33 protein-coding genes are annotated in these 17,894 nt (G+C 43.8%); 1 reads left to right on the forward strand and 32 read right to left on the reverse strand.

All coding sequences use genetic code 11. The features are described from left to right. Positions 1 to 18: 18 nt before the first annotated feature. From C5Q96_RS06080 to rpsJ, 30 genes are all read right to left on the reverse strand, one after another. Positions 19 to 966, reverse strand: coding sequence for a DNA-directed RNA polymerase subunit alpha (locus C5Q96_RS06080; RefSeq protein WP_094233356.1), 948 nt, complete (start codon positions 964 to 966; stop codon positions 19 to 21). Between the two features lie 79 nt (positions 967 to 1,045). Then, complete coding sequence (rpsD, locus tag C5Q96_RS06085; RefSeq protein ID WP_106057507.1) at positions 1,046 to 1,633, reverse strand: 30S ribosomal protein S4; 588 nt, start codon at positions 1,631 to 1,633, stop codon at positions 1,046 to 1,048. A gap of 22 nt (positions 1,634 to 1,655) precedes the next feature. Beyond that, positions 1,656 to 2,051 carry a 30S ribosomal protein S11 gene (gene rpsK / locus C5Q96_RS06090; protein ID WP_009644391.1) on the reverse strand — a complete coding sequence of 132 codons (396 nt, stop codon included), beginning with the start codon at positions 2,049 to 2,051 and terminating at the stop codon, positions 1,656 to 1,658. Between the two features lie 20 nt (positions 2,052 to 2,071). Continuing rightward, entirely contained in the window at positions 2,072 to 2,437 is a 366-nt protein-coding gene (gene rpsM / locus C5Q96_RS06095; protein WP_094233358.1) for a 30S ribosomal protein S13, read from the reverse strand. Positions 2,438 to 2,558: 121 nt separating this feature from the next. Then, positions 2,559 to 2,672: a 50S ribosomal protein L36 gene (rpmJ, locus tag C5Q96_RS06100; RefSeq protein ID WP_009644389.1), complete on the reverse strand. Its 114-nt coding sequence runs from the start codon at positions 2,670 to 2,672 to the stop codon at positions 2,559 to 2,561. Positions 2,673 to 2,689: 17 nt separating this feature from the next. Next, on the reverse strand, positions 2,690 to 2,911 hold the full coding sequence (infA, locus tag C5Q96_RS06105) for a translation initiation factor IF-1 (RefSeq protein ID WP_009644424.1): 222 nt from the start codon (positions 2,909 to 2,911) through the stop codon (positions 2,690 to 2,692). Between the two features lie 13 nt (positions 2,912 to 2,924). After that, entirely contained in the window at positions 2,925 to 3,674 is a 750-nt protein-coding gene (gene map, locus C5Q96_RS06110; protein WP_106057508.1) for a type I methionyl aminopeptidase, read from the reverse strand. Positions 3,675 to 3,676: 2 nt separating this feature from the next. Then, positions 3,677 to 4,339 (reverse strand): adenylate kinase, encoded by a 663-nt coding sequence (locus C5Q96_RS06115; protein ID WP_106057509.1) that lies wholly within the window; start codon positions 4,337 to 4,339, stop codon positions 3,677 to 3,679. Between the two features lie 14 nt (positions 4,340 to 4,353). Next, positions 4,354 to 5,634, reverse strand: coding sequence for a preprotein translocase subunit SecY (gene secY / locus C5Q96_RS06120; RefSeq protein ID WP_106057510.1), 1,281 nt, complete (start codon positions 5,632 to 5,634; stop codon positions 4,354 to 4,356). 2 nt (positions 5,635 to 5,636) lie between these two features. Next, positions 5,637 to 6,077: a 50S ribosomal protein L15 gene (gene rplO / locus C5Q96_RS06125; RefSeq protein ID WP_106057511.1), complete on the reverse strand. Its 441-nt coding sequence runs from the start codon at positions 6,075 to 6,077 to the stop codon at positions 5,637 to 5,639. 13 nt (positions 6,078 to 6,090) lie between these two features. Further along, positions 6,091 to 6,273 carry a 50S ribosomal protein L30 gene (rpmD, locus tag C5Q96_RS06130; RefSeq protein WP_094233363.1) on the reverse strand — a complete coding sequence of 61 codons (183 nt, stop codon included), beginning with the start codon at positions 6,271 to 6,273 and terminating at the stop codon, positions 6,091 to 6,093. Positions 6,274 to 6,286: 13 nt separating this feature from the next. Further along, complete coding sequence (rpsE, locus tag C5Q96_RS06135; protein ID WP_094233364.1) at positions 6,287 to 6,790, reverse strand: 30S ribosomal protein S5; 504 nt, start codon at positions 6,788 to 6,790, stop codon at positions 6,287 to 6,289. 13 nt (positions 6,791 to 6,803) lie between these two features. After that, entirely contained in the window at positions 6,804 to 7,169 is a 366-nt protein-coding gene (gene rplR, locus C5Q96_RS06140; protein WP_106057512.1) for a 50S ribosomal protein L18, read from the reverse strand. Positions 7,170 to 7,188: 19 nt separating this feature from the next. Further along, entirely contained in the window at positions 7,189 to 7,734 is a 546-nt protein-coding gene (gene rplF / locus C5Q96_RS06145; protein WP_106057513.1) for a 50S ribosomal protein L6, read from the reverse strand. Between the two features lie 12 nt (positions 7,735 to 7,746). Beyond that, positions 7,747 to 8,145: a 30S ribosomal protein S8 gene (gene rpsH, locus C5Q96_RS06150; protein WP_106057514.1), complete on the reverse strand. Its 399-nt coding sequence runs from the start codon at positions 8,143 to 8,145 to the stop codon at positions 7,747 to 7,749. Positions 8,146 to 8,213: 68 nt separating this feature from the next. Then, the gene (locus tag C5Q96_RS06155; RefSeq protein ID WP_094233368.1) at positions 8,214 to 8,399 is read right to left on the reverse strand and encodes a type Z 30S ribosomal protein S14; all 186 of its coding nucleotides are present in this window, start codon (positions 8,397 to 8,399) and stop codon (positions 8,214 to 8,216) included. Between the two features lie 14 nt (positions 8,400 to 8,413). Next, on the reverse strand, positions 8,414 to 8,956 hold the full coding sequence (gene rplE / locus C5Q96_RS06160; protein WP_094233369.1) for a 50S ribosomal protein L5: 543 nt from the start codon (positions 8,954 to 8,956) through the stop codon (positions 8,414 to 8,416). A 16-nt stretch (positions 8,957 to 8,972) separates the two neighbouring features. Beyond that, positions 8,973 to 9,278 carry a 50S ribosomal protein L24 gene (gene rplX / locus C5Q96_RS06165; RefSeq protein ID WP_106057515.1) on the reverse strand — a complete coding sequence of 102 codons (306 nt, stop codon included), beginning with the start codon at positions 9,276 to 9,278 and terminating at the stop codon, positions 8,973 to 8,975. 11 nt (positions 9,279 to 9,289) lie between these two features. Further along, positions 9,290 to 9,664 (reverse strand): 50S ribosomal protein L14, encoded by a 375-nt coding sequence (gene rplN, locus C5Q96_RS06170; RefSeq protein WP_009644425.1) that lies wholly within the window; start codon positions 9,662 to 9,664, stop codon positions 9,290 to 9,292. A 14-nt stretch (positions 9,665 to 9,678) separates the two neighbouring features. Continuing rightward, positions 9,679 to 9,933: a 30S ribosomal protein S17 gene (rpsQ, locus tag C5Q96_RS06175; protein WP_106057516.1), complete on the reverse strand. Its 255-nt coding sequence runs from the start codon at positions 9,931 to 9,933 to the stop codon at positions 9,679 to 9,681. A gap of 17 nt (positions 9,934 to 9,950) precedes the next feature. Further along, positions 9,951 to 10,148 (reverse strand): 50S ribosomal protein L29, encoded by a 198-nt coding sequence (rpmC, locus tag C5Q96_RS06180; protein ID WP_094233373.1) that lies wholly within the window; start codon positions 10,146 to 10,148, stop codon positions 9,951 to 9,953. Further along, the gene (rplP, locus tag C5Q96_RS06185) at positions 10,148 to 10,579 is read right to left on the reverse strand and encodes a 50S ribosomal protein L16 (RefSeq protein ID WP_094233374.1); all 432 of its coding nucleotides are present in this window, start codon (positions 10,577 to 10,579) and stop codon (positions 10,148 to 10,150) included. The genes rpmC and rplP overlap by 1 nt, the downstream gene beginning before the upstream one ends. A gap of 22 nt (positions 10,580 to 10,601) precedes the next feature. Next, the gene (gene rpsC / locus C5Q96_RS06190) at positions 10,602 to 11,465 is read right to left on the reverse strand and encodes a 30S ribosomal protein S3 (RefSeq protein WP_106057517.1); all 864 of its coding nucleotides are present in this window, start codon (positions 11,463 to 11,465) and stop codon (positions 10,602 to 10,604) included. Continuing rightward, entirely contained in the window at positions 11,449 to 11,838 is a 390-nt protein-coding gene (gene rplV / locus C5Q96_RS06195; protein ID WP_106057518.1) for a 50S ribosomal protein L22, read from the reverse strand. Before rplV ends, rpsC begins: the two co-directional genes overlap by 17 nt. A gap of 17 nt (positions 11,839 to 11,855) precedes the next feature. After that, complete coding sequence (gene rpsS / locus C5Q96_RS06200; RefSeq protein ID WP_094233377.1) at positions 11,856 to 12,125, reverse strand: 30S ribosomal protein S19; 270 nt, start codon at positions 12,123 to 12,125, stop codon at positions 11,856 to 11,858. Positions 12,126 to 12,139: 14 nt separating this feature from the next. Next, a complete protein-coding gene (rplB, locus tag C5Q96_RS06205; protein ID WP_106057519.1) occupies positions 12,140 to 12,973 on the reverse strand; it encodes a 50S ribosomal protein L2 in 834 nt (277 codons plus the stop codon). Positions 12,974 to 12,990: 17 nt separating this feature from the next. After that, entirely contained in the window at positions 12,991 to 13,281 is a 291-nt protein-coding gene (gene rplW / locus C5Q96_RS06210) for a 50S ribosomal protein L23 (protein ID WP_094233379.1), read from the reverse strand. Further along, positions 13,281 to 13,904, reverse strand: coding sequence for a 50S ribosomal protein L4 (rplD, locus tag C5Q96_RS06215; protein ID WP_106057520.1), 624 nt, complete (start codon positions 13,902 to 13,904; stop codon positions 13,281 to 13,283). Before rplD ends, rplW begins: the two co-directional genes overlap by 1 nt. A gap of 23 nt (positions 13,905 to 13,927) precedes the next feature. Beyond that, a complete protein-coding gene (gene rplC, locus C5Q96_RS06220) occupies positions 13,928 to 14,563 on the reverse strand; it encodes a 50S ribosomal protein L3 (RefSeq protein ID WP_106057521.1) in 636 nt (211 codons plus the stop codon). 80 nt (positions 14,564 to 14,643) lie between these two features. Further along, positions 14,644 to 14,955, reverse strand: a complete 312-nt coding sequence (rpsJ, locus tag C5Q96_RS06225) for a 30S ribosomal protein S10 (RefSeq protein WP_009644436.1) — start codon at positions 14,953 to 14,955, stop codon at positions 14,644 to 14,646. A 664-nt stretch (positions 14,956 to 15,619) separates the two neighbouring features. On the opposite strand from rpsJ, the gene C5Q96_RS06230 reads away from it, so the two are divergent. Then, positions 15,620 to 16,000, forward strand: a complete 381-nt coding sequence (locus tag C5Q96_RS06230) for a desulfoferrodoxin family protein (RefSeq protein ID WP_106057522.1) — start codon at positions 15,620 to 15,622, stop codon at positions 15,998 to 16,000. 181 nt (positions 16,001 to 16,181) lie between these two features. Here the strand turns inward: C5Q96_RS06230 and C5Q96_RS06235 are convergent, their stop codons facing one another. Both C5Q96_RS06235 and mtaB read right to left on the reverse strand, forming a co-directional pair. Further along, positions 16,182 to 16,523: a histidine triad nucleotide-binding protein gene (locus tag C5Q96_RS06235; protein WP_106057523.1), complete on the reverse strand. Its 342-nt coding sequence runs from the start codon at positions 16,521 to 16,523 to the stop codon at positions 16,182 to 16,184. A 14-nt stretch (positions 16,524 to 16,537) separates the two neighbouring features. Then, positions 16,538 to 17,890 carry a tRNA (N(6)-L-threonylcarbamoyladenosine(37)-C(2))-methylthiotransferase MtaB gene (gene mtaB, locus C5Q96_RS06240; protein WP_106057524.1) on the reverse strand — a complete coding sequence of 451 codons (1,353 nt, stop codon included), beginning with the start codon at positions 17,888 to 17,890 and terminating at the stop codon, positions 16,538 to 16,540. Positions 17,891 to 17,894: the final 4 nt, after the last annotated feature.

Below are 17,894 nucleotides of genomic sequence, written 5' to 3' on the forward strand. Positions count from 1 at the left end.
AGTCTCTACTCCTTTCAGTTAGTTTTCGTCATTAGGCTTAAGGCTCAATCCGAGCTCTGTAAGCTTATTCTTTACTTCTACAAGCGACTTCATTCCGAGGTTTCTAACCTTCATCATGTCTTCTTCAGTACGCTGAGTTAGCTCCTGAACTGTGTTGATTGAAGCTCTCTTGAGGCAGTTAAACGAACGAACTGAGAGCTCTAGCTCTTCAATTGTCATCTCAAGTGCCTTTTCCTTACGAGCTTCACTCTTCTCGACCATGAAGTCCATCTCGTTCACCTCAGATCCTAATCCAATGAATAGGTTGAGGTGCTCTAGCATGATCTTTGCACCGATGGAAACACCCTCTTCTGGAGTGATTGAACCATCTGTCCAAAGCTCAAGCGTTAGCTTATCGTAATCAGTCACCTGCCCAACTCTTGTATTCTCAACTGTGAAGTTAACCTTCTTAACAGGTGTGAATATTGAGTCTACTGGAATAACTGCTATAGGAGTTGAATCTGTCTTATTCTGCTCTGCAGGTACATATCCTCTTCCCGAAGCGATGTTCATCTCCATTACCAAAGTTGCATTCTCTGCTAGAGTTGCAATGTGTAAATCTGGATTGAAAATCTCCGTATCGGAATCAACGATGATATCCGCTGCTGTTACTTCTCTAGCACCAACAGCATTGATAATCGCTCTCTTCTCTTCGTCGCCATTGATTCTTACAGCAAGTCTCTTGAGGTTCAAGATAATCTCTGTAACATCTTCCTTGACGCCTGGAATAGTTGAGAACTCATGGAGTACACCGTCAATCTTGACAGAAGTGATAGCTGCTCCTGGTAAAGAGCTGAGAAGAATTCTTCTCATGCAGTTTCCGAGCGTTGTACCGTATCCTCTCTCGAGAGGTTCTACAACGAACTTTCCGTACTGTCCATTTTCATCGATTTCCTTAGTAATTGTTGGCTTTACTATCTCAATCATTTTGTTCCTCCCATAAATCTACTGATCTGACGATTAATAATTAGTGCATCGTATGCAAACGTATTAATTAATCGAGCGACTATCTTGAGTAGAACTCAACGATGCTGTGCTCTGCGATTGGTAGATCAATGTCTTCACGGCTTGGTGCTGTAACGATTTTACCCTCAAGCTTGTCTAGATCAATGCTAATCCACTGTGGAGTTGTGATAACCATATCCTTAAGCTCCTTGAACTTAGGAGATGACTGAGACTTTTCCTTTACAGTGATTACATCTCCAGCCTTGAGTTCCATTGAAGGGATGTTAGCCTTCTTGCCATTAACTAGGAAGTGTCCGTGGTTAACTAGCTGTCTAGCTTCTCTTCTTGTAGCTGCAAAACCCATTCTGAATACAACGTTGTCGAATCTGCTCTCGAGCATTACGAGAAGGTTTGTACCAACCTGTCCAGGTCTCTTTTCAGCCTTAGCATATAGATTTCTGAACTGCTTCTCCTGAAGTCCGTATACGAACTTAACCTTCTGCTTCTCGTTGAGCTGAAGACCGTACTCGCTCTTCTTTCTTCTGCTCTGCTGAGCCTGTCTCTTAGATTTCTTATTTATACCCATGTACTGTGGCTCAATGCCTAGTGCCTTAGCTCTCTTCAGTACTGGTTCTCTATTTCTAGCCATGTATTGTTACTCCTCCTTCCGCTTAGACTCTTCTCTTCTTAGGTGGCCTGCATCCATTGTGAGGAATTGGCGTAATATCCTTAATCATTGTTACATTGAGTCCAGCAGTCTGAAGTGCTCTGATAGCAGCTTCTCTACCGGAACCAGGACCCTTTACGTATACCTCTACTGTCTTTAGACCATGCTCCATAGCTGCCTTTGCTGCAACCTCAGCAGCGCTCTGTGCAGCAAAAGGTGTCGACTTTCTCGAACCTCTGAAGCCATTTGAGCCAGCACTTGACCATGATAGTGCGTTTCCGTCCATATCTGTTAGAGTAACTAGTGTGTTGTTAAATGTGGACTGGATGTGAGCCTGGCCTCTTTCAACGTTTTTACGTTCTCTTTTCTTCTTTCTAACTGTCTTCTTAACAGCTGCCATATTTCTCTACCTCCTTGTCCTTATTTCTTCTTGCCAGCAAGACGCTTAGGACCCTTACGAGTTCTTGCGTTTGTCTTGGTCTTCTGGCCTCTAACTGGGAGACCTCTTCTGTGTCTGATTCCTCTGTAGCTTCCGATCTCCATCAGTCTCTTGATGTTGAGGGAAACTTCTCTTCTAAGATCACCTTCTACGATATGCTCAGTCTCAATGACCTTTCTAATCTTTCCGGCATCTTCTTCTGTAAGATCTCTTACTCTGATGTCACCATCCACTCCTGCTTTAGCGAGGATGTCCTTGGATGTTACTAGACCGATTCCATAGATATAAGTAAGACCGATTTCGATTCTCTTATCTCTAGGTAGGTCAACTCCGGCAATTCTTGCCATTTCTTCCTCCTTTCCTATCTTCCGTCACCAACCCGGGGGTGATATAGACAGGGGTTACATTTAATAAAGCTGTACTGAGTTCCCGGCAAAACAGCACGTCATAATATTATAACCTATTTTACTAGCCTTGTCTCTGCTTATGCTTAGGATTTTCACAGATTACCATGACTTTTCCATGTCTCTTGATTACCTTGCACTTTTCGCAAATTGGCTTTACTGAAGCTCTAACTTTCATATTAGCTCCTCCTTTAATTAGTTCTTATCACGCCACGTGATCCTCCCACGTGTTAAATCATAAGGTGATAATTCTACCTTTACTTTGTCACCCGGCAGAATTCTGATGTAATTCATCCTGATCTTACCGGAAATGTGGGCGAGGACTTCGAAGCCGTTCTCTAGCTTAACCTTGAACATTGCGTTTGGCTGTGCGTCGATGACCGTGCCCATTACTTCTATCGAATTCTTTTTCGACATAAATTCAGTCTCCTTATATCAACGTGAGCAGCTCAGGCTCTCCGTCTGTGATTACTACGGTATTCTCATAGTGAGCTGCCAGCAGTCCATCGTCAGTAACGACCGTCCAGTCATTACCGAGAACTCTGGTTCCGTAGGAACCTTGTGTAATCATCGGCTCAATTGCCAGAACCATTCCCTCTTTGAGGTGTGGCCCAGTGTGAGCATCCCCATAATTAGGAACTTGCGGGTCTTCGTGAAGATCACGTCCAATCCCGTGTCCTAAATACTCTCTAATGACACCGAATCCATTGGACTCAGCATATTCCTGAACAGCGTGTCCTATGTCGTGCAGTCTGTATCCTACCATCGCATATTTAACGCCTTCAAAAAAGCTTTGCTTCGTTACGTCAATCAGTTTACGAGCCTCGTCACTGATTTCGCCTACAGCATATGTTCTAGCTGCATCGCTACAATAGCCCTTGTATGTTGAACCTGTATCAACGCTTACAATATCGCCTTCCTTGAGCACTCTGTCTCTAGAAGGGATTCCATGTACTACCTCATCATTAACAGATACGCAAGCCGCAGCAGGAAATCCGCCATATCCCTTAAAGGTTGGCTTCATCTTGTAGTGAAGTATTCTCTCCTCTACAAAATTATCGATTGCATGTGTTGTCATGCCAGGTTTGATGAATCCCTCGATATCTCGAAGGATCTCACCTGTAACCTTGGCAGCTTCACGCATGATGTCAATTTCTCTTTTCGACTTAATTATTATCATGACTATTTTGCCTCAATTGCCTTTACGACATCTTCGAAAACCTCGTTATGAGTTTTCTCTCCGTCGAAGTTGGCGAGTACGTTCTGCTTCTCATAATATCCAATGAGTGGAGCAGTTTCGCTCTCGTACACATTAATTCTGTTTTCTACAGTTTCGCGATTATCATCCTTGCGCTGGAATAATTCTCCACCGCACACATCGCATATTCCTTCCTTCTTAGGCGGAACATTCACTACATGGAAGCTTGCACCGCAGGATTTGCATACTCGTCTTCCTGCAATACGCTCTATGAGAACGTCCTTTCTAACTTTGAAGTTAAGAACTATATCTAGCTTTTGACCGTTTTCAGATAGGAATTTATCCAGCTGCTCGGCCTGGAAGATAGTTCTTGGGAAGCCATCTAGGAGAAATCCCTCCTTACAGTCGTCTTTCTGAAGTCTGTCTGTAACCAAATTAACTACTAGTTCATCCGGTACCAGCTTACCCTCGTCCATGTATCCCTTTGCCTTTTTACCAAGCTCTGTTCCTTCCTTGATGTTAGCGCGGAATATATCTCCTGTTGAGATATGTGGAACATTGTATTTTTCTATTACCTTAGCCGCCTGCGTGCCTTTACCAGCTCCAGGAGGGCCAAGTAAAACAGCTCGTAGCATGTTATGTGCCATCCTTTCCTAAACGATTATTTAAGAAATCCTTGATAATTTCTGTTGAGCATTTGATTCTCAATCTGTTGCACTGTATCTAGCGCTACGCCTACTGCGATTAGAAGTGAAGTTCCACCGAACGAAAGCTGTAACGGTGTAAATTCACTGACTACAGTTGGAATAGTAGCTACACCTGCCAAGAATATTCCTCCTACAAGGCATAGTCTTGACATAATTCTAGATAAGTATTCCTCAGTTGCTGCACCAGGTCTAATTCCCGGAACGAAACCGCCACTCTGTCTCATATTGTCTGCAACTTCTTCTGGCTTAAATGTGATAGCCGTGTAGAAGTATGTGAAGAACAGTGTCAGCGTGATATTTAGTATTGCGTAAACCCAAATTCCTGGATTTCCTGATGGAGATAGGTACTTCGACATCCACTGAGCAAATGAAGACTGTGGAACGAAGTAAGTTATCGTCAATGGGAACTGAAGTAATGATAGCGAGAAGATAATAGGAATTACTCCTGCCTGGTTAACCTTAATTGGAATATGGGTTGACTGGCCGCCATACATCTTTCTTCCAACCATACGCTTTGCGTACTGTACTGGAATTTTTCTTGTCCCCTGCTGCATCAGTATGATTACGACAGTGATTAAAACTGCCACAACTATTAATGCAATAACAGCAACTACACTTAGTGCTCCTTCTTTCACCTGCGTGTGAATTCCTCTAACTGCTGTTGGAATTCTTGCGATAATGCCGCCGAAAATGATCAGCGAGATGCCGTTTCCGACACCATATTCGTTAATCTGTTCTCCTAGCCACATTAGGAACGCGGTTCCTGCTGTCAGGACTGTTATGATTACTATCATCGAAAAGGCATTCTGGTTGACAATTGCCCTTCTAAAAAGACCAATCGTCAAACCTGTTGCCTGAATCAATCCTAACACTACGGTTAAATATCTCGTAATTGTCGCCATTTTCTTACGGCCTTCATTTCCTTCCTTCGAAAGCCTCTCGAAGTAAGGAAATGCTATTGTAAGAAGCTGAACGATAATCGAAGCGGTTACATACGGAGTGATACTCAAAGCAAATATTGTGAAATTGCTGAATGCTCCTCCGGAAAATAAATCAAACAAGTCGAGAAGCCCTGTCTGACCCTGGAACATCTGAGCAAGATAATCTCTATTGATTCCTGGAACTGGTATATTTGATCCAATTCTGAAAACAAGCATTATCATGAGTGTAAAAAGAATTTTCGAACGAATTTCCTTTACATGCCATGCATTAGAGAGTGTCTTGAGAAGTTCCATGATTAGATAACCTCTGCCTTTCCGCCTGCCTTTTCAATCTTTTCAGCAGCGCTCTTGCTGAATTTCTCAGCCTTTACAGTTAGCTTCTTCTCTAGTTCGCCGTTTCCTAGAACCTTAACTCCATCTTTTACCTGCTTAACAAGCCCGGACTGAAGCATTAGGTCGAAGTCTACGACTGTTCCATCTTCAAATCTATTTAGATCTGCAACATTAACTTCTGCATATTCCTTAGCGAAACGATTTGTAAATCCTCTCTTAGGAATTCTTCTGTATAGTGGCATCTGGCCACCCTCGAAGCCTAGACGAACACCGCCGCCGCTTCTGGAGTTCTGACCGTTCATACCTCTGCCGCCAGTAGTTCCGAGACCAGTACCCTGACCGCGACCTCTTCTCTTGCGAGCTTTGGTTGCACCCTCAGCTGCCTTTAATTCGTGAAGTCTCATTGTCCTGCACCTCCTATAGCTCTTCTACATCTAGAAGATGAGAAACCTTAGCAATTGCGCCGCGTGTTGCGGACGAATCAGCTAGCTCAACCGAATGATGTAGCTTCTTGAGGCCAAGAGCTTCTACTGTCTTCTTCTGCTTAGGAGTTGCGCCAATAACACTCTTAACTAAAGTAATCTTTAATGCCTTTGCCATTTGCGTCTTCCTCCTATCCTAAAATTTCTTCAGGTGTCTTACCACGACGCTTAGCAACTTCCTCTACAGTTGTGAGACTTCTCAGTCCTTCTAGAGTTGCAAGTGCCATGTTTCCTGTGTTACTCGAACCAAGCGACTTAGCTCTAACATCCTTGAGTCCACAAGCTTCTAGTACTGTACGTACAGATGAACCTGCGATAACTCCAGTACCTTCTGCTGAAGGCATGATTAAAACTTTGCCTGCTCCGAAAATTCCTACAGTCTGGTGAGGAACTGTTGTTCCTACCATAGGTACGAATATTAGTTTCTTCTTAGCATCTTCAGTTGCTTTTCTTACAGCTTCAGGAATCTCCTGAGCCTTTCCAAGGCCAATACCTACGTGGCCTGCGCCATCTCCAACTACGAGAGTAACGGAGAACTTCATGTTCTTTCCGCCCTTTACAGTCTTCGAAACACGTCTGATGTTAACGATGGTTTCAGTAAGTTCAAGCTTAGATGCATCTATTCTCGTGCGCATTCTGTATCCTCCCTTAGAATTCTAATCCTGCTTCACGTGCACCATCAGCGAGTTCCTTAACTCTGCCATGATAAAGGTATCCGCCTCTATCGAAGCAAACCTCTTTGATGCCCTTAGCTACAGCCTTTTCGCCTACCGCTTTGCCTACCTGCTTAGCTGCGTCTTTATTTCCACCGTTTGCAATACTTGCCTTAAGTTCCTTATCGAGAGACGATGCGGATACAAGAGTTGTTCCGTTAACGTCATCGATGACCTGAGCTGAAATATTGCTGTTCGATCTAAATACGCACAGTCTTGGCTTCTCGGGAGTTCCAAAAACGTCTTTTCTGACTCTGGCATGTCTCTTGAGTCTTCTGTCATTTCTGCTTGCTTTTGCCATTTCTCAAATCCTCCCTTCTCTATGCGGAAGCTCCGCTCTTTCCTTCCTTCTTGTGTACAACTTCTCCATCGTAGATGATACCCTTGCCCTTATATGGCTCAGGCTTTCTCCAAGCTCTGATATTAGCAGCATAGTTTCCTACCTCTGCCTTGTCGCAGCCCTTAACGATGATTGTTGTAGCATCAGGAGTCTCTGTTGTGATTCCTGCTGGGTCCTTCATCTCTACAGGGTGCGAGAAACCTAGCTTCATAACGAGTGTGTCTCCCTGCTTTGCAACAGTATATCCAACACCGTTAACTGTCATCTTTACTTCATAACCCTTTGAAACACCCTCTACCATATTGTGGATAAGTGTTCTTCCGAGTCCGTGCTGAGACTTATCCTGCTTTGAGTCGGATGGTCTCTTAACTGTTAGAACGTTTTCTTCGATCTCAACAGTTAGGTTTTCAGCGATTGGCTGGCACAGCTCGCCCTTAGGGCCTTTTACCTTAATTACATTATTATCCTCAACCGTTACTTCTACGCCGGCAGGGATTGTAATTGGTCTAACGCCTATTCTTGACATATTTTATACCTCCTACCAAACGTAACAAATAACTTCTCCGCCAACTCCGAGCTTACGAGCTTCTTTGTCGCTTATAACACCCTTAGATGTTGAAACGATAGCGATTCCTAGACCGCCAAGCACCTTAGGTACCTGATCAGCCTTAGCATAAACTCTGAGACCTGGCTTCGAGATTTTCTTGATCCCGTAGATTGTCTTTTCCTTATTTGGGCCGTACTTTAACTCTACAGTGATAGTTCCCTGTGCGTTGTCCTGAGCTACTGAAAAGTCCTTGATAAATCCCTCGTTCTTAAGGATTTCTGCGATAGACTTCTTCATCTTGGACGCTGGGATTTCTACCTTAGCGTGTCCGGCTGTGTTGGCATTTCTAATTCTAGTTAGCATATCTGCTATTGGATCTGTCATTGCCATTACAGTTTTTCTCCTTTCTCCACGTGGTTCCTGCGCGCTTCATGCGTGACAGGCCTGCGCAAAATAACCTACCAGCTTGCTTTTCTTACACCTGGGATTTCACCCTTGTAAGCAAGCTCTCTGAAGCAGATACGGCATATGCCATACTTCTTCAGAACCGAATGTGGTCTTCCACAAATCTTGCATCTTGTATAAGCCCTTGTTGAATACTTAGGCTTTCTGGTCTGCTTAACTTTCAGCGAAGTCTTAGCCATGTTCCCCTCCTAAATTACTTCTCAAAAGGCATTCCGAGGAGCTCAAGTAGTGCCTGTGCTTCCTCATCTGTCTTAGCTGTTGTAGTGAATACAATGTTCATTCCCTTGATGGTCTCTACATCATCGTAAACGATTTCTGGGAAGATGAGCTGCTCTCTAATTCCCATGGAGTAGTTACCTCTTCCATCGAATGAATTCTTGCTTACACCCTTAAAGTCTCTAACTCTAGGAAGAGAAAGATTGAAGAACTTATCTGCAAATGCATACATTCTGTCACCTCTTAGAGTAACCTTAGCTCCTACAGGCATTCCCTGTCTAACCTTGAAGTTAGCGATGGATTTTCTAGCCTTTGTAACAACAGGTCTCTGTCCGGAGATGAGTGAAAGTTCCTTTACAGCGCTCTCGAGGATCTTTGAATTATCCTTAGCCTCGCCAAGACCCATGTTGATTGTGATCTTCTCCAGCTTTGGCACTTCCATTGCGTTGGAGTAGTTGAACTTTTCCTTAAGTGCTGCAAAAACACTCTCGTCATACTTTGTTCTTAGTCTATTTGCCACTGTCTCTCCTCCTTTCCTAGTCTACTACGGCGTTGGTCTTCTTTGAGTATCTAACCTTCTTGCCGTTCTCAATCTTAGTTCCAAGTCTTACACCCTGCTTGCTCTCCTTTTCGTAGAACATAACATTTGATGCATCGATAGGACCTTCTATGTGCTTAATCTCGGATGCGGATGTTCTTGTAGCCTTTGCGTGCTTAGTCTGCACGTTTACACCCTCAACAACAACCTTGTTAGCCTTTGGAATAGCTCTTAGAACCGTTCCAACCTTGCCCTTATCCTTGCCCGAGATAACTACTACTGTATCGCCTTTTCTAATCTGCATTTGTACACCCCCTATAATACTTCCGGTGCCAAAGACACAATCTTCATAAAGCCGTTATCTCTAAGTTCCCTAGCAACAGGTCCGAAGATACGTGTTCCTACAGGGTTCTTATCGCTTCTGTCTTTGATAATTACAGCAGCATTCTGGTCAAATTTTACGTAGCTACCATCATCTCTTCTAGCGCCACTCTTTGATCTAACAACTACTGCCTTTACAACGTCACCTTTCTTAACAACTCCACCTGGAGCAGCATCCTTAACGGAGCAAACGATGATGTCTCCAATATTCGCATACTTGCGGCCTGTACCACCAAGGATACGAATGCAAAGGAGCTCCTTCGCTCCGGAATTGTCGGCAACTCTCAATCTTGTTTCTGTCTGTATCATGATTTGTCGCCTCCCTATTTAGCTTTCTCAACGATCTCAACAAGTCTCCATCTCTTATCCTTTGAAAGAGGCTTTGTCTCCATAATCTTTACTCTATCGCCGATGCCACACTCATTGTTCTCGTCGTGAACCTTGAACTTTTTAGTTCTCTTAACAGCCTTACCGTAAAGAGAATGTCTTACTGAATCCTTTGTAGCAACAACAATTGTCTTATCCATCTTGTCGCTTACAACTACTCCAGTTCTGGTCTTTCTGCTATTTCTTTCCATTGTACATCCTCCTTCCTTTAAGCTTCAGGCTTTTCCATTTCCCTGATTATGGTCTTAACTCTGGCAATATCTCTTCTGATTTCTCTCATCTTCACAGGGTTGTCGAGCTGTCCGGTAACGTGCTGGAATCTCAGATTGAATAGCTCCTGCTTCATTCTTGCGAGCTCGGCGGTTCTCTCCTGATCAGTCATTTTTCTTATTGTATTCAGATCCATTATTCGTCACCACCCTTTGCTTCCTGGTTCTTGACAACGAACTTGCACCTTACTGGTAGCTTGTGAGAAGCAAGTCTCAAAGCCTCCTTAGCCTGTGCTTCAGTTACGCCCTCAAGCTCGAACATTACTCTGCCCGGCTTAACTACAGCCACCCAATACTCAGGTGAACCTTTTCCGGAACCCATTCTTACTTCTGCTGGTTTCTTTGTGATTGGCTTATGTGGGAAGATTTTGATATAAACCTTTCCGCCTCTCTTGATGGATCTTGTCATCGCGATTCTGGCAGCCTCGATCTGCTTTGAGTCAATCCATGCTGGCTCTTCAGCAACTAGACCGAACTGACCATATGTAACGGTGTTACCCTTTGTTGCAACACCCTTCATTCTGCCTCTGTGGACTCTTCTGCGTTTAACGCGCTTTGGCATTAACATGGCAAGTCTCTCCTTTCTATGATTATTCTTCTGTTCCCTGTGCAGTTTCAACTACTTCAGGAGCAGGAGCCGCCTCAGTTACCTTTGGAGCCTTTCTAACTCTTGTAGTTGCTGGCTTAACCTCTGGTCTGCTTTCGCGGTTATCATTTCTTCTGTTTCCGAAGCTTCTCTTCTTATCTCTCTTATCGTTTCTTCTCTGCTTACGATCTCTTCTATCGTTTCTGGACTGCTCTGGAATAGCCTCCTTGAGACCCTTATCTAGAATCTCGCCGTGGTTAACCCAAACCTTAACACCAATTTTTCCGTAAGTAGTGTCTGCCTCTGCAAATCCATAATCGATATCAGCTCTGAGAGTGTGTAGAGGAACATTTCCTTCGCTGTACTTCTCGCTTCTAGCAATCTCGGCACCACCAAGTCTTCCGGAAACAAGAACCTTGATACCCTTAGCTCCAGACTTCATAGTTCTCTGGATTGCGGACTTCATAGCTCTTCTGAAAGAAACTCTTCTCTCGAGTGCCTGTGCAATGCTCTCAGCTGTTAGCTGTGCATCAAGCTCAGCTCTTCTAACCTCTTCGATGGAAATATCTACAGTCTTACCTGTTAGCTTAACGAGGTTCTTCTTGAGCTCGTCAATTCCATCTCCAGATCTTCCGATTACCATTCCTGGTCTAGCTGTTGCGATGATTACCTTTACCTTGTCAGCTGCAGGTCTCTCAATTACGACACTTGCAACGCCGGCAGCGTAAAGCTTCTTCTTAACATAGTTTCTAACCTTGTTGTCTTCAACTAGGAAATCAGCGAAGTTGCTCTTGTCAGCAAACCACTTTGAGTTCCAATTCTTGTTGACTCCAACTCTGAATCCATGTGGATTAACCTTCTGACCCATCTGGCTGACCTCCTTCTACTGTTTCTACTGCCTTTACAGCTTCTCTCTCCTTAAGAGTTACTCCAATGTGGCTTGTTCTCTTGAGGATCATGGATGCTCTACCCTGAGCGCCTGCTCTGAATCTCTTCATTGTAGGACCCTGGTTTGCATAAACCTCTGCGACGTATAGCTCATCACGGTTCATATCAAAGTTGTTTTCAGCATTTGCTGCTGCGGACTGAACTACCTTCTCTACAAGCTCTGCACCCTTTCCAGGTGTGAACTTGAGGATTGTTAATGCCTCGTTCAAATCTTTTCCTCTTACTAGGTCAGTAACAGGCTTTAGTTTGCTAGGAGACATTCTTACATATTTAGCAAGTGCTTTTGCTTCCATATCAGTTTCTCCTTTCTTTATTTCGCCTTGTCACCAGCGTGACCCTTGTAAGTTCTAGTTGGAGCGAACTCTCCAAGTCTGTGACCTACCATATCTTCTGTGATGTATACAGGAACATGCTTACGACCGTCGTGAACAGCGATCGTATGTCCAACCATCTGAGGAAAAATCGTCGATGGTCTCGACCATGTCTTGATTACACTTTTTTCATTAGACTCGTTCATCGCTTCGATTCTCTTGATGAGTTTCTTTTCGACGAAAGGGCCCTTTTTTAGCGATCTTCCCATTATATGCTCCTTTCTTATTTAGCATTTCTTCTTCTAACGATGTACTTGTTGGAATCCTTGTGCTTGTTACGTGTCTTGTAACCAAGAGTTGGTTTACCCCAAGGTGTAACTGGGCTCTTACGTCCAACTGGTGCTCTACCTTCACCACCGCCGTGTGGGTGATCGTTAGGGTTCATTACGGAACCTCTTACTGTAGGTCTCCATCCCATGTGTCTCTTTCTACCAGCCTTACCAATCTGGATGTTAGCGTGGTCAATGTTACCAACTTCTCCGATTGTAGCTCTGCAGTTGATTCTTACCATTCTTACTTCGCCGGATGGTAGCCTTACCTGAGCATAATTGCCTTCCTTAGCCATGAGCTGAGCGCCGTTACCAGCTGATCTTACAAGCTGAGCACCCTTTCCAGGCTTTAGCTCGATGTTGTGAATGATTGTACCTACTGGGATATTCGCGATTGGTAGTGCGTTTCCTACCTTGATATCCGAATCTGGTCCAGATTCAACTACGTCTCCAACGCGCAGCTTGTTAGGAGCAACAATGTATCTCTTCTCTCCATCTGCGTAAACTAGAAGAGCGATATTCGCTGTTCTATTTGGATCGTACTCGATAGTCTTAACTGTTGCTGGAATACCGTCTTTAGTTCTCTTAAAGTCGATAATTCTGTACTTAGGTCTGTATCCGCCACCTCTATGTCTAACGGTGATCTTACCTCTTACATTTCTTCCTGAATGCTTCTTCAGAGTTTTAGTAAGGGATTTTTCTGGCTTGCTAACTGTTATCTCCTCGAAAGTCGAAACAGTCATGCCTCTCAGACCAGGAGTGGTTGGATTATACTTCTTAATTCCCATTATTTACTCCTCCTATTTTACAGTCCCTGGAAGATCTCGATCTCTTTGCTATCCGCAGCGAGAGTAACGATTGCCTTCTTATAAGAAGCTGTTCTTCCTACTGTTCTTCCCATTCTCTTAACTTTTCCATTAACGTTCATGATATTAACCTTAGCAACATCAACTCCGAAGATTTCTTCGACAGCCTGTCTAACTTCGGTCTTGTTAGCTGTATCAGCAACCTTGAAAACATACTTCTTGTCAGCCGACATGTCCATGCTCTGCTCGGTGATGATAGGCTTAAGTATTACGTCGTAACCGCTCTTCATTATGCGTATACCTCCTCAATTCTCTCAGCTGCTGCCTTAGTGAGCACGAGGCTGTAATGATTGATGATCTCATATACATTCATTGTGCTTACAAGTGCAGTTCTCACACCCTGAATGTTAGAAGCAGATCTAACAACGTTCTCATCCTTCTCATCCATTACGATGAGGGCCTTCTTATCAGCCTTGATATTCTCGAGAACCTTAACCATTTCCTTAGTCTTTGGTTCAGCGAACTTTAGCTCATCTAGTACGATGATTTCCTTGTCAGCAACCTTAGCAGAAAGTACGGACTTAAGAGCAAGTCTCTTTACCTTCTTAGGAACTGCATATCTGTAGTCCCTTGGCTTTGGTGCGAAAACAATTCCACCACCTACCTGCGTAGGATCTGTTGTGCTTCCCTGTCTGTGGCGACCTGTACCCTTCTGTCTGAAAGGCTTGCGTCCGCCTCCTCTTACTTCACTTCTTGTCTTGGCAGATTGGGTTCCCTGTCTCTGGTTTGCCAAGTAATTCTTGACTACAGTCTGTACTGCGATTTCGTTTGGTTCGATTCCAAAGATTTCATCATTCAATGTAACTTCGCCAACCTCAGCACCGGCCATATTAAGCATCTTTACTTTTGCCATTAGTGATTCCTCCTTTCTGCCTCTTATTTATTCTGTCCTTTTACCGCACCCTTAACCTTAAGGAGTCCGCCCTTCTTTCCAGGAACAGCTCCCTTAACGAGAAGTAGGTTGCGATCAGCAATAACCTTTACGAGAACGATGTTCTGTACTGTAACTGTGTCTCTACCCATTCTTCCTGGGGCCTTGTTGCCCTTGAAGACTCTTGATGGGTATGTACCAGCGGCAAGAGCACCTGCAAGTCTCTTATGCTTGGAACCGTGAGTCATAGGTCCTCTGCGGTGTCCGTGTCTCTTGATGTTACCCTGAGTTCCCTTACCTTTGGAAACGCCTGTAACGTCAAGCTTCATTCCCTCTTCGAAATCAGCAACTGTGATTTCCTGTCCTACCTCGTAAGTCTCGCCATCTTCGACTCTGAACTCAGCGAGGTACTTCTTAGGAGCTACTCCGCACTTCTCAAAATGACCAGTCTCTGGCTTGTTGAGTCTGTGTGCCTTCTGCTCCTCGTAGCCAACCTGTACAGCATTGTAGCCGTCGGTCTCTACTGTCTTAACCTGCGTTACTACCTCAGGTCCGGCTTCGATTACGGTAACTGGTACTACAGCACCGTTCTCATTGAAGATCTGTGTCATGCCGATCTTCTTGCCTAAAAGTGTTTTCATAATTCTCCTCCTAGTGTCTTACAGCGGATCGCCCTGGTTTGGCCGAATTGCCCTCTCATGCGATCTTTCTAAAATCTAGCTTAGAGCTTGATTTCAATGTCAATGCCTGCTGGCATATCGAGCTTAGCAAGAGCGTCTGTTGTCTTAGTCGAAGCATTAGTAATATCGATAAGACGCTTGTGTGTTCTCTGCTCAAACTGCTCTCTGCTGTCCTTGTACTTGTGAACAGCTCTGATGATTGTTACGACTTCCTTCTCTGTTGGAAGTGGAATAGGGCCAGATACTGTAGCGCCTGTTCTCTCAGCAGTCTCAACAATCTTTGCTGCCGACTTATCCAATAGAGCATGGTCATAAGCCTTCAGTCTGATTCTGATTTTCTGTAGTTCGCTCATTAGTAGTTCCTCCTGTTTGTTTTGTACTGTTTTCGCTATGCTTGTACAGGACTTCGCCCGTTTTTACTTGCTTCACCATGGCACTTACACTCTTTCGTGCGTTTCCTAAAGGTTTACACAAATCAAAAATGGCGAACCCCCTCGCCCTCGTCTAGCGAGGACAATTCTCCGCAGAAATTACCTGATAGCTCAGCAACTTCCTGCTTCATCGCCTTAAACAAGCTTTTAAATTATACATGGCAAGAATTTACAATGCAAGGCTTTTTTGTACTTTTTTAAGAAAGTAATTACAGTGTTTTCAAGTGTTACAGGTGGCTCCACACTAACACGGCTACGTGCGTTTCCTTGGTGTTGATATTTCATCAAAAACTATTCGTTTTTTTATGTTTTTTGTATAAATTGCACTATTTTAGGGTTTGTTTCGTTCATTTGACTCAGCTGATCGAATATGAATAATTGATATGTTTTCTCAAAAATACATAAAAAATACATTATTTAGCAGTTGGTATTTTCCAAACACGCCTTAGTAGTCTTTTATCGTCTATTTATATTTTATGTTTCTATATGTATTTGATTCTCATATCGATACTATACGACTGCATATATGATACAATTCTCTTATAAGATATTGAGTTTCAGTATTTCTGAAAGGAGTATTAACAAAATGAAAAAGTTATATAAGAGTAAAAGTTGCGGTACTATTGTAGGCAAGGTATTTGATGATGGTGGAGTTCTCGCATGTTGTGGGGAAGATATGGAAGAGCTTGTGCCAAAGACCGCTGATTCTGCTACTGAAAAGCACGTTCCTGTGGTTGAGTGTGACGGCAATCTCGTTAAGGTTACTGTTGGTAGCACACTTCACCCTATGACAGAGGAGCATCATATTCAGTTCATAATACTTGAAACCAATCTAGGATTCCAAAGAAAAGCTCTAAAGGTTGATGGAGAGCCTGTTGCAACATTTGCCATCCAGGACGGAGAAAAAGTTGTAGCAGCATACGAGTATTGCAATATCCACGGCTTCTGGGTTAACGAGTTAAACTAATATTGTATGATCAGGGGGGTATGCCACCAAATAGTCTGCCTCAGGAGCTTTGTACTGGTTGATATAGATTGATTAGAATAATTGGTCACAGATTTCATAGAAAAGCATAAGCGGAAGGCGATGGCCTTCCGCTTATGTTTTCTTATGTTTACTTGCTCTTCTATATGTCTCTAACAATCCTCTAGCCTGGTGGCCAAGTCATCTTTCTACGTCCAAGAATATGAATGTGCAGATGGTGAACAGTTTGCTGCCCATCTTCTCCAGTATTGATAACGGTTCTATATCCATTATCTAGACCTTCTTGAGCTGCGATATCCTTAATCTTGAGCATCATGTGTCCCATAAGCTCTCTATCTGCGTCTTCTAAATCATTAAGAGATGCAACGTGCTTCTTGGGAACCATCAAAACATGTACAGGTGCCTCTGGAGCAGCATCACGGAAAACCGAAATAAGGTCATCCTCGTATACCATATCAGTAGGTATCTCACCTTTTGCAAGCTTGCAGAAAATGCAATCTTCCATATGACTCCTCCTTTCTAGACCACTTCAGCTAAGCAGCCTTCCTTGTAATTAGAGATTAACCGAACCTCAACGAATTCGCCTGAGGTCAGCTTTCGCTCCTTATCCTTAATATACACCTTTATGTAGTTAGATGTATATCCTGTAGCGTAATCTTCTTCAAAAGTTTCCACGAGCACTCTGTGTACTACGCCAAAGTTGCGTTTTTGGAACTCCTGTGCGACGTGTCCCGCTCTGTTAATCAGCTCATTTACACGAGCCGTCTTGTCTGCCGGCGTCACTGTTTCCTTATACTTCGCAGCCTCAGTGCCCTGCCTAGGCGAGAATTTGAATGCATGAACTCTGCCGAAAGTGGCTTTGTTAACGACGTCTAGAGTGTCTGCGAAATCTTCTTTCGTCTCCCCAGGAAATCCAACTATTATATCCGTCGTGATTCCGTATAGCGAATCAACGCTTCGTATAGCCTCGACAATCGCGAGGTATTCATCTCTAGTGTATCTGCGTTTCATGCCCTTTAGAACATTGTTACTGCCACTTTGTATAGATAGGTGCAGATGTCTGCAAAGTCTCTTGTACTTGACGATTCGCTCAACGTGTTCCTTGTCTACAACGTTAGGTTCAAGTGAGCTCAGTCTTACTCTGAAATCTCCTTCTAATTCATCAAGCCTCTTCAGCACCGCTTCAATTCCTGAAAGACCTTCTTCATCATTTTGTCTCTTAAATGCAAAGCCTTTTTCGCTTCCATATAGAGCGGTATTGATGCCCGTAAGCACAATTTCCTTGTAACCTCTATCTACAAGAGCTTTCGCCTCAGCAATAATCTCCTCTATCCCTCTGCTTCTGACCGCACCCCTTGCATAAGGAATCTTGCAGTAGGAGCAGAATCGGTTGCAACCTTCTTCAATCTTTATATATGCCCTCTGCATCTGTGACTCACTTGAGATTACGATGCCAGTCTCCTCATAGCCAACAAGCTCGCTAAAAGGAAGTACTCTGGTTTCAGTATCAGGCTCTTTGCCAGTCTTTCTAAGCTCCAAAGCATTCATAACCTCTTCGCAGATAGTAGACTTAAGGTTATTTCCAATAACGATATCAACATCAGGCATGGCCTCAAGCTCTTCGCTAGCAGTCTGGGCATAGCAGCCAGTAACCACCATCACAGAATCAGGGCTGAGCTTCTTCATGCGCCTTATATACTTTCTCGACTTGCTATCAGCAACGCTTGTCACAGTGCAAGTATTGATGACATAGGCGTCAGCAGCTTCATCTTCCCCCACGATTTCTGCACCGCGGGAAAGGAACTCTTCTTTCATAGCCTCTGTCTCATATTGATTCACCTTGCATCCAAGCGTATGAAAAGCAATCTTCATATGT

The sequence above is a fragment of the Mogibacterium diversum genome (genome assembly GCF_002998925.1).
GTDB classification, from domain to species: Bacteria; Bacillota; Clostridia; order Peptostreptococcales; family Anaerovoracaceae; genus Mogibacterium; species Mogibacterium diversum.

Bases quoted from the DNA above. Each gene is read 5' to 3' on its own strand.
- rplO (WP_106057511.1), bottom strand. From the start codon at position 6,077: ATGAGACTTCACGAATTAAAGGCAGCTGAGGGTGCAACCAAAGCTCGC.
- rpmC (WP_094233373.1), bottom strand. From the start codon at position 10,148: ATGGATCTGAATACAATAAGAAAAATGACTGATCAGGAGAGAACCGCC.
- infA (WP_009644424.1), bottom strand. From the start codon at position 2,911: ATGTCGAAAAAGAATTCGATAGAAGTAATGGGCACGGTCATCGACGCA.
- rplF (WP_106057513.1), bottom strand. From the start codon at position 7,734: ATGTCAAGAATAGGCGTTAGACCAATTACAATCCCTGCCGGCGTAGAA.
- C5Q96_RS06080 (WP_094233356.1), bottom strand. From the start codon at position 966: ATGATTGAGATAGTAAAGCCAACAATTACTAAGGAAATCGATGAAAAT.
- rpmJ (WP_009644389.1), bottom strand. From the start codon at position 2,672: ATGAAAGTTAGAGCTTCAGTAAAGCCAATTTGCGAAAAGTGCAAGGTA.
- C5Q96_RS06235 (WP_106057523.1), bottom strand. From the start codon at position 16,523: ATGGAAGATTGCATTTTCTGCAAGCTTGCAAAAGGTGAGATACCTACT.
- rpsD (WP_106057507.1), bottom strand. From the start codon at position 1,633: ATGGCTAGAAATAGAGAACCAGTACTGAAGAGAGCTAAGGCACTAGGC.
- C5Q96_RS06230 (WP_106057522.1), top strand. From the start codon at position 15,620: ATGAAAAAGTTATATAAGAGTAAAAGTTGCGGTACTATTGTAGGCAAG.
- rpsS (WP_094233377.1), bottom strand. From the start codon at position 12,125: ATGGGAAGATCGCTAAAAAAGGGCCCTTTCGTCGAAAAGAAACTCATC.
- mtaB (WP_106057524.1), bottom strand. From the start codon at position 17,890: ATGAAGATTGCTTTTCATACGCTTGGATGCAAGGTGAATCAATATGAG.
- map (WP_106057508.1), bottom strand. From the start codon at position 3,674: ATGATAATAATTAAGTCGAAAAGAGAAATTGACATCATGCGTGAAGCT.
- rplP (WP_094233374.1), bottom strand. From the start codon at position 10,579: ATGTTAATGCCAAAGCGCGTTAAACGCAGAAGAGTCCACAGAGGCAGA.
- rpsQ (WP_106057516.1), bottom strand. From the start codon at position 9,933: ATGGAAAGAAATAGCAGAAAGACCAGAACTGGAGTAGTTGTAAGCGAC.
- C5Q96_RS06155 (WP_094233368.1), bottom strand. From the start codon at position 8,399: ATGGCTAAGACTTCGCTGAAAGTTAAGCAGACCAGAAAGCCTAAGTAT.
- rplV (WP_106057518.1), bottom strand. From the start codon at position 11,838: ATGGAAGCAAAAGCACTTGCTAAATATGTAAGAATGTCTCCTAGCAAA.
- rpsJ (WP_009644436.1), bottom strand. From the start codon at position 14,955: ATGAGCGAACTACAGAAAATCAGAATCAGACTGAAGGCTTATGACCAT.
- rplR (WP_106057512.1), bottom strand. From the start codon at position 7,169: ATGGCAAAAGCAAGCAGAAATGACAGAAGACTCAAGAGACATGCCAGA.
- rplX (WP_106057515.1), bottom strand. From the start codon at position 9,278: ATGCAGATTAGAAAAGGCGATACAGTAGTAGTTATCTCGGGCAAGGAT.
- rplN (WP_009644425.1), bottom strand. From the start codon at position 9,664: ATGATACAGACAGAAACAAGATTGAGAGTTGCCGACAATTCCGGAGCG.
- rpsH (WP_106057514.1), bottom strand. From the start codon at position 8,145: ATGGCAATGACAGATCCAATAGCAGATATGCTAACTAGAATTAGAAAT.
- rplD (WP_106057520.1), bottom strand. From the start codon at position 13,904: ATGGCAAAAGTAAAGATGCTTAATATGGCCGGTGCTGAGGTTGGCGAA.
- rplC (WP_106057521.1), bottom strand. From the start codon at position 14,563: ATGAAAACACTTTTAGGCAAGAAGATCGGCATGACACAGATCTTCAAT.
- rpmD (WP_094233363.1), bottom strand. From the start codon at position 6,273: ATGGCAAAGGCATTAAAGATTACTTTAGTTAAGAGTGTTATTGGCGCA.
- secY (WP_106057510.1), bottom strand. From the start codon at position 5,634: ATGGAACTTCTCAAGACACTCTCTAATGCATGGCATGTAAAGGAAATT.
- rpsM (WP_094233358.1), bottom strand. From the start codon at position 2,437: ATGGCAAGAATTGCCGGAGTTGACCTACCTAGAGATAAGAGAATCGAA.
- C5Q96_RS06115 (WP_106057509.1), bottom strand. From the start codon at position 4,339: ATGGCACATAACATGCTACGAGCTGTTTTACTTGGCCCTCCTGGAGCT.
- rplW (WP_094233379.1), bottom strand. From the start codon at position 13,281: ATGAAGAGCGGTTACGACGTAATACTTAAGCCTATCATCACCGAGCAG.
- rpsK (WP_009644391.1), bottom strand. From the start codon at position 2,051: ATGGCAGCTGTTAAGAAGACAGTTAGAAAGAAGAAAAGAGAACGTAAA.
- rpsE (WP_094233364.1), bottom strand. From the start codon at position 6,790: ATGCGCACGAGAATAGATGCATCTAAGCTTGAACTTACTGAAACCATC.
- rpsC (WP_106057517.1), bottom strand. From the start codon at position 11,465: ATGGGTCAGAAGGTTAATCCACATGGATTCAGAGTTGGAGTCAACAAG.
- rplB (WP_106057519.1), bottom strand. From the start codon at position 12,973: ATGGGAATTAAGAAGTATAATCCAACCACTCCTGGTCTGAGAGGCATG.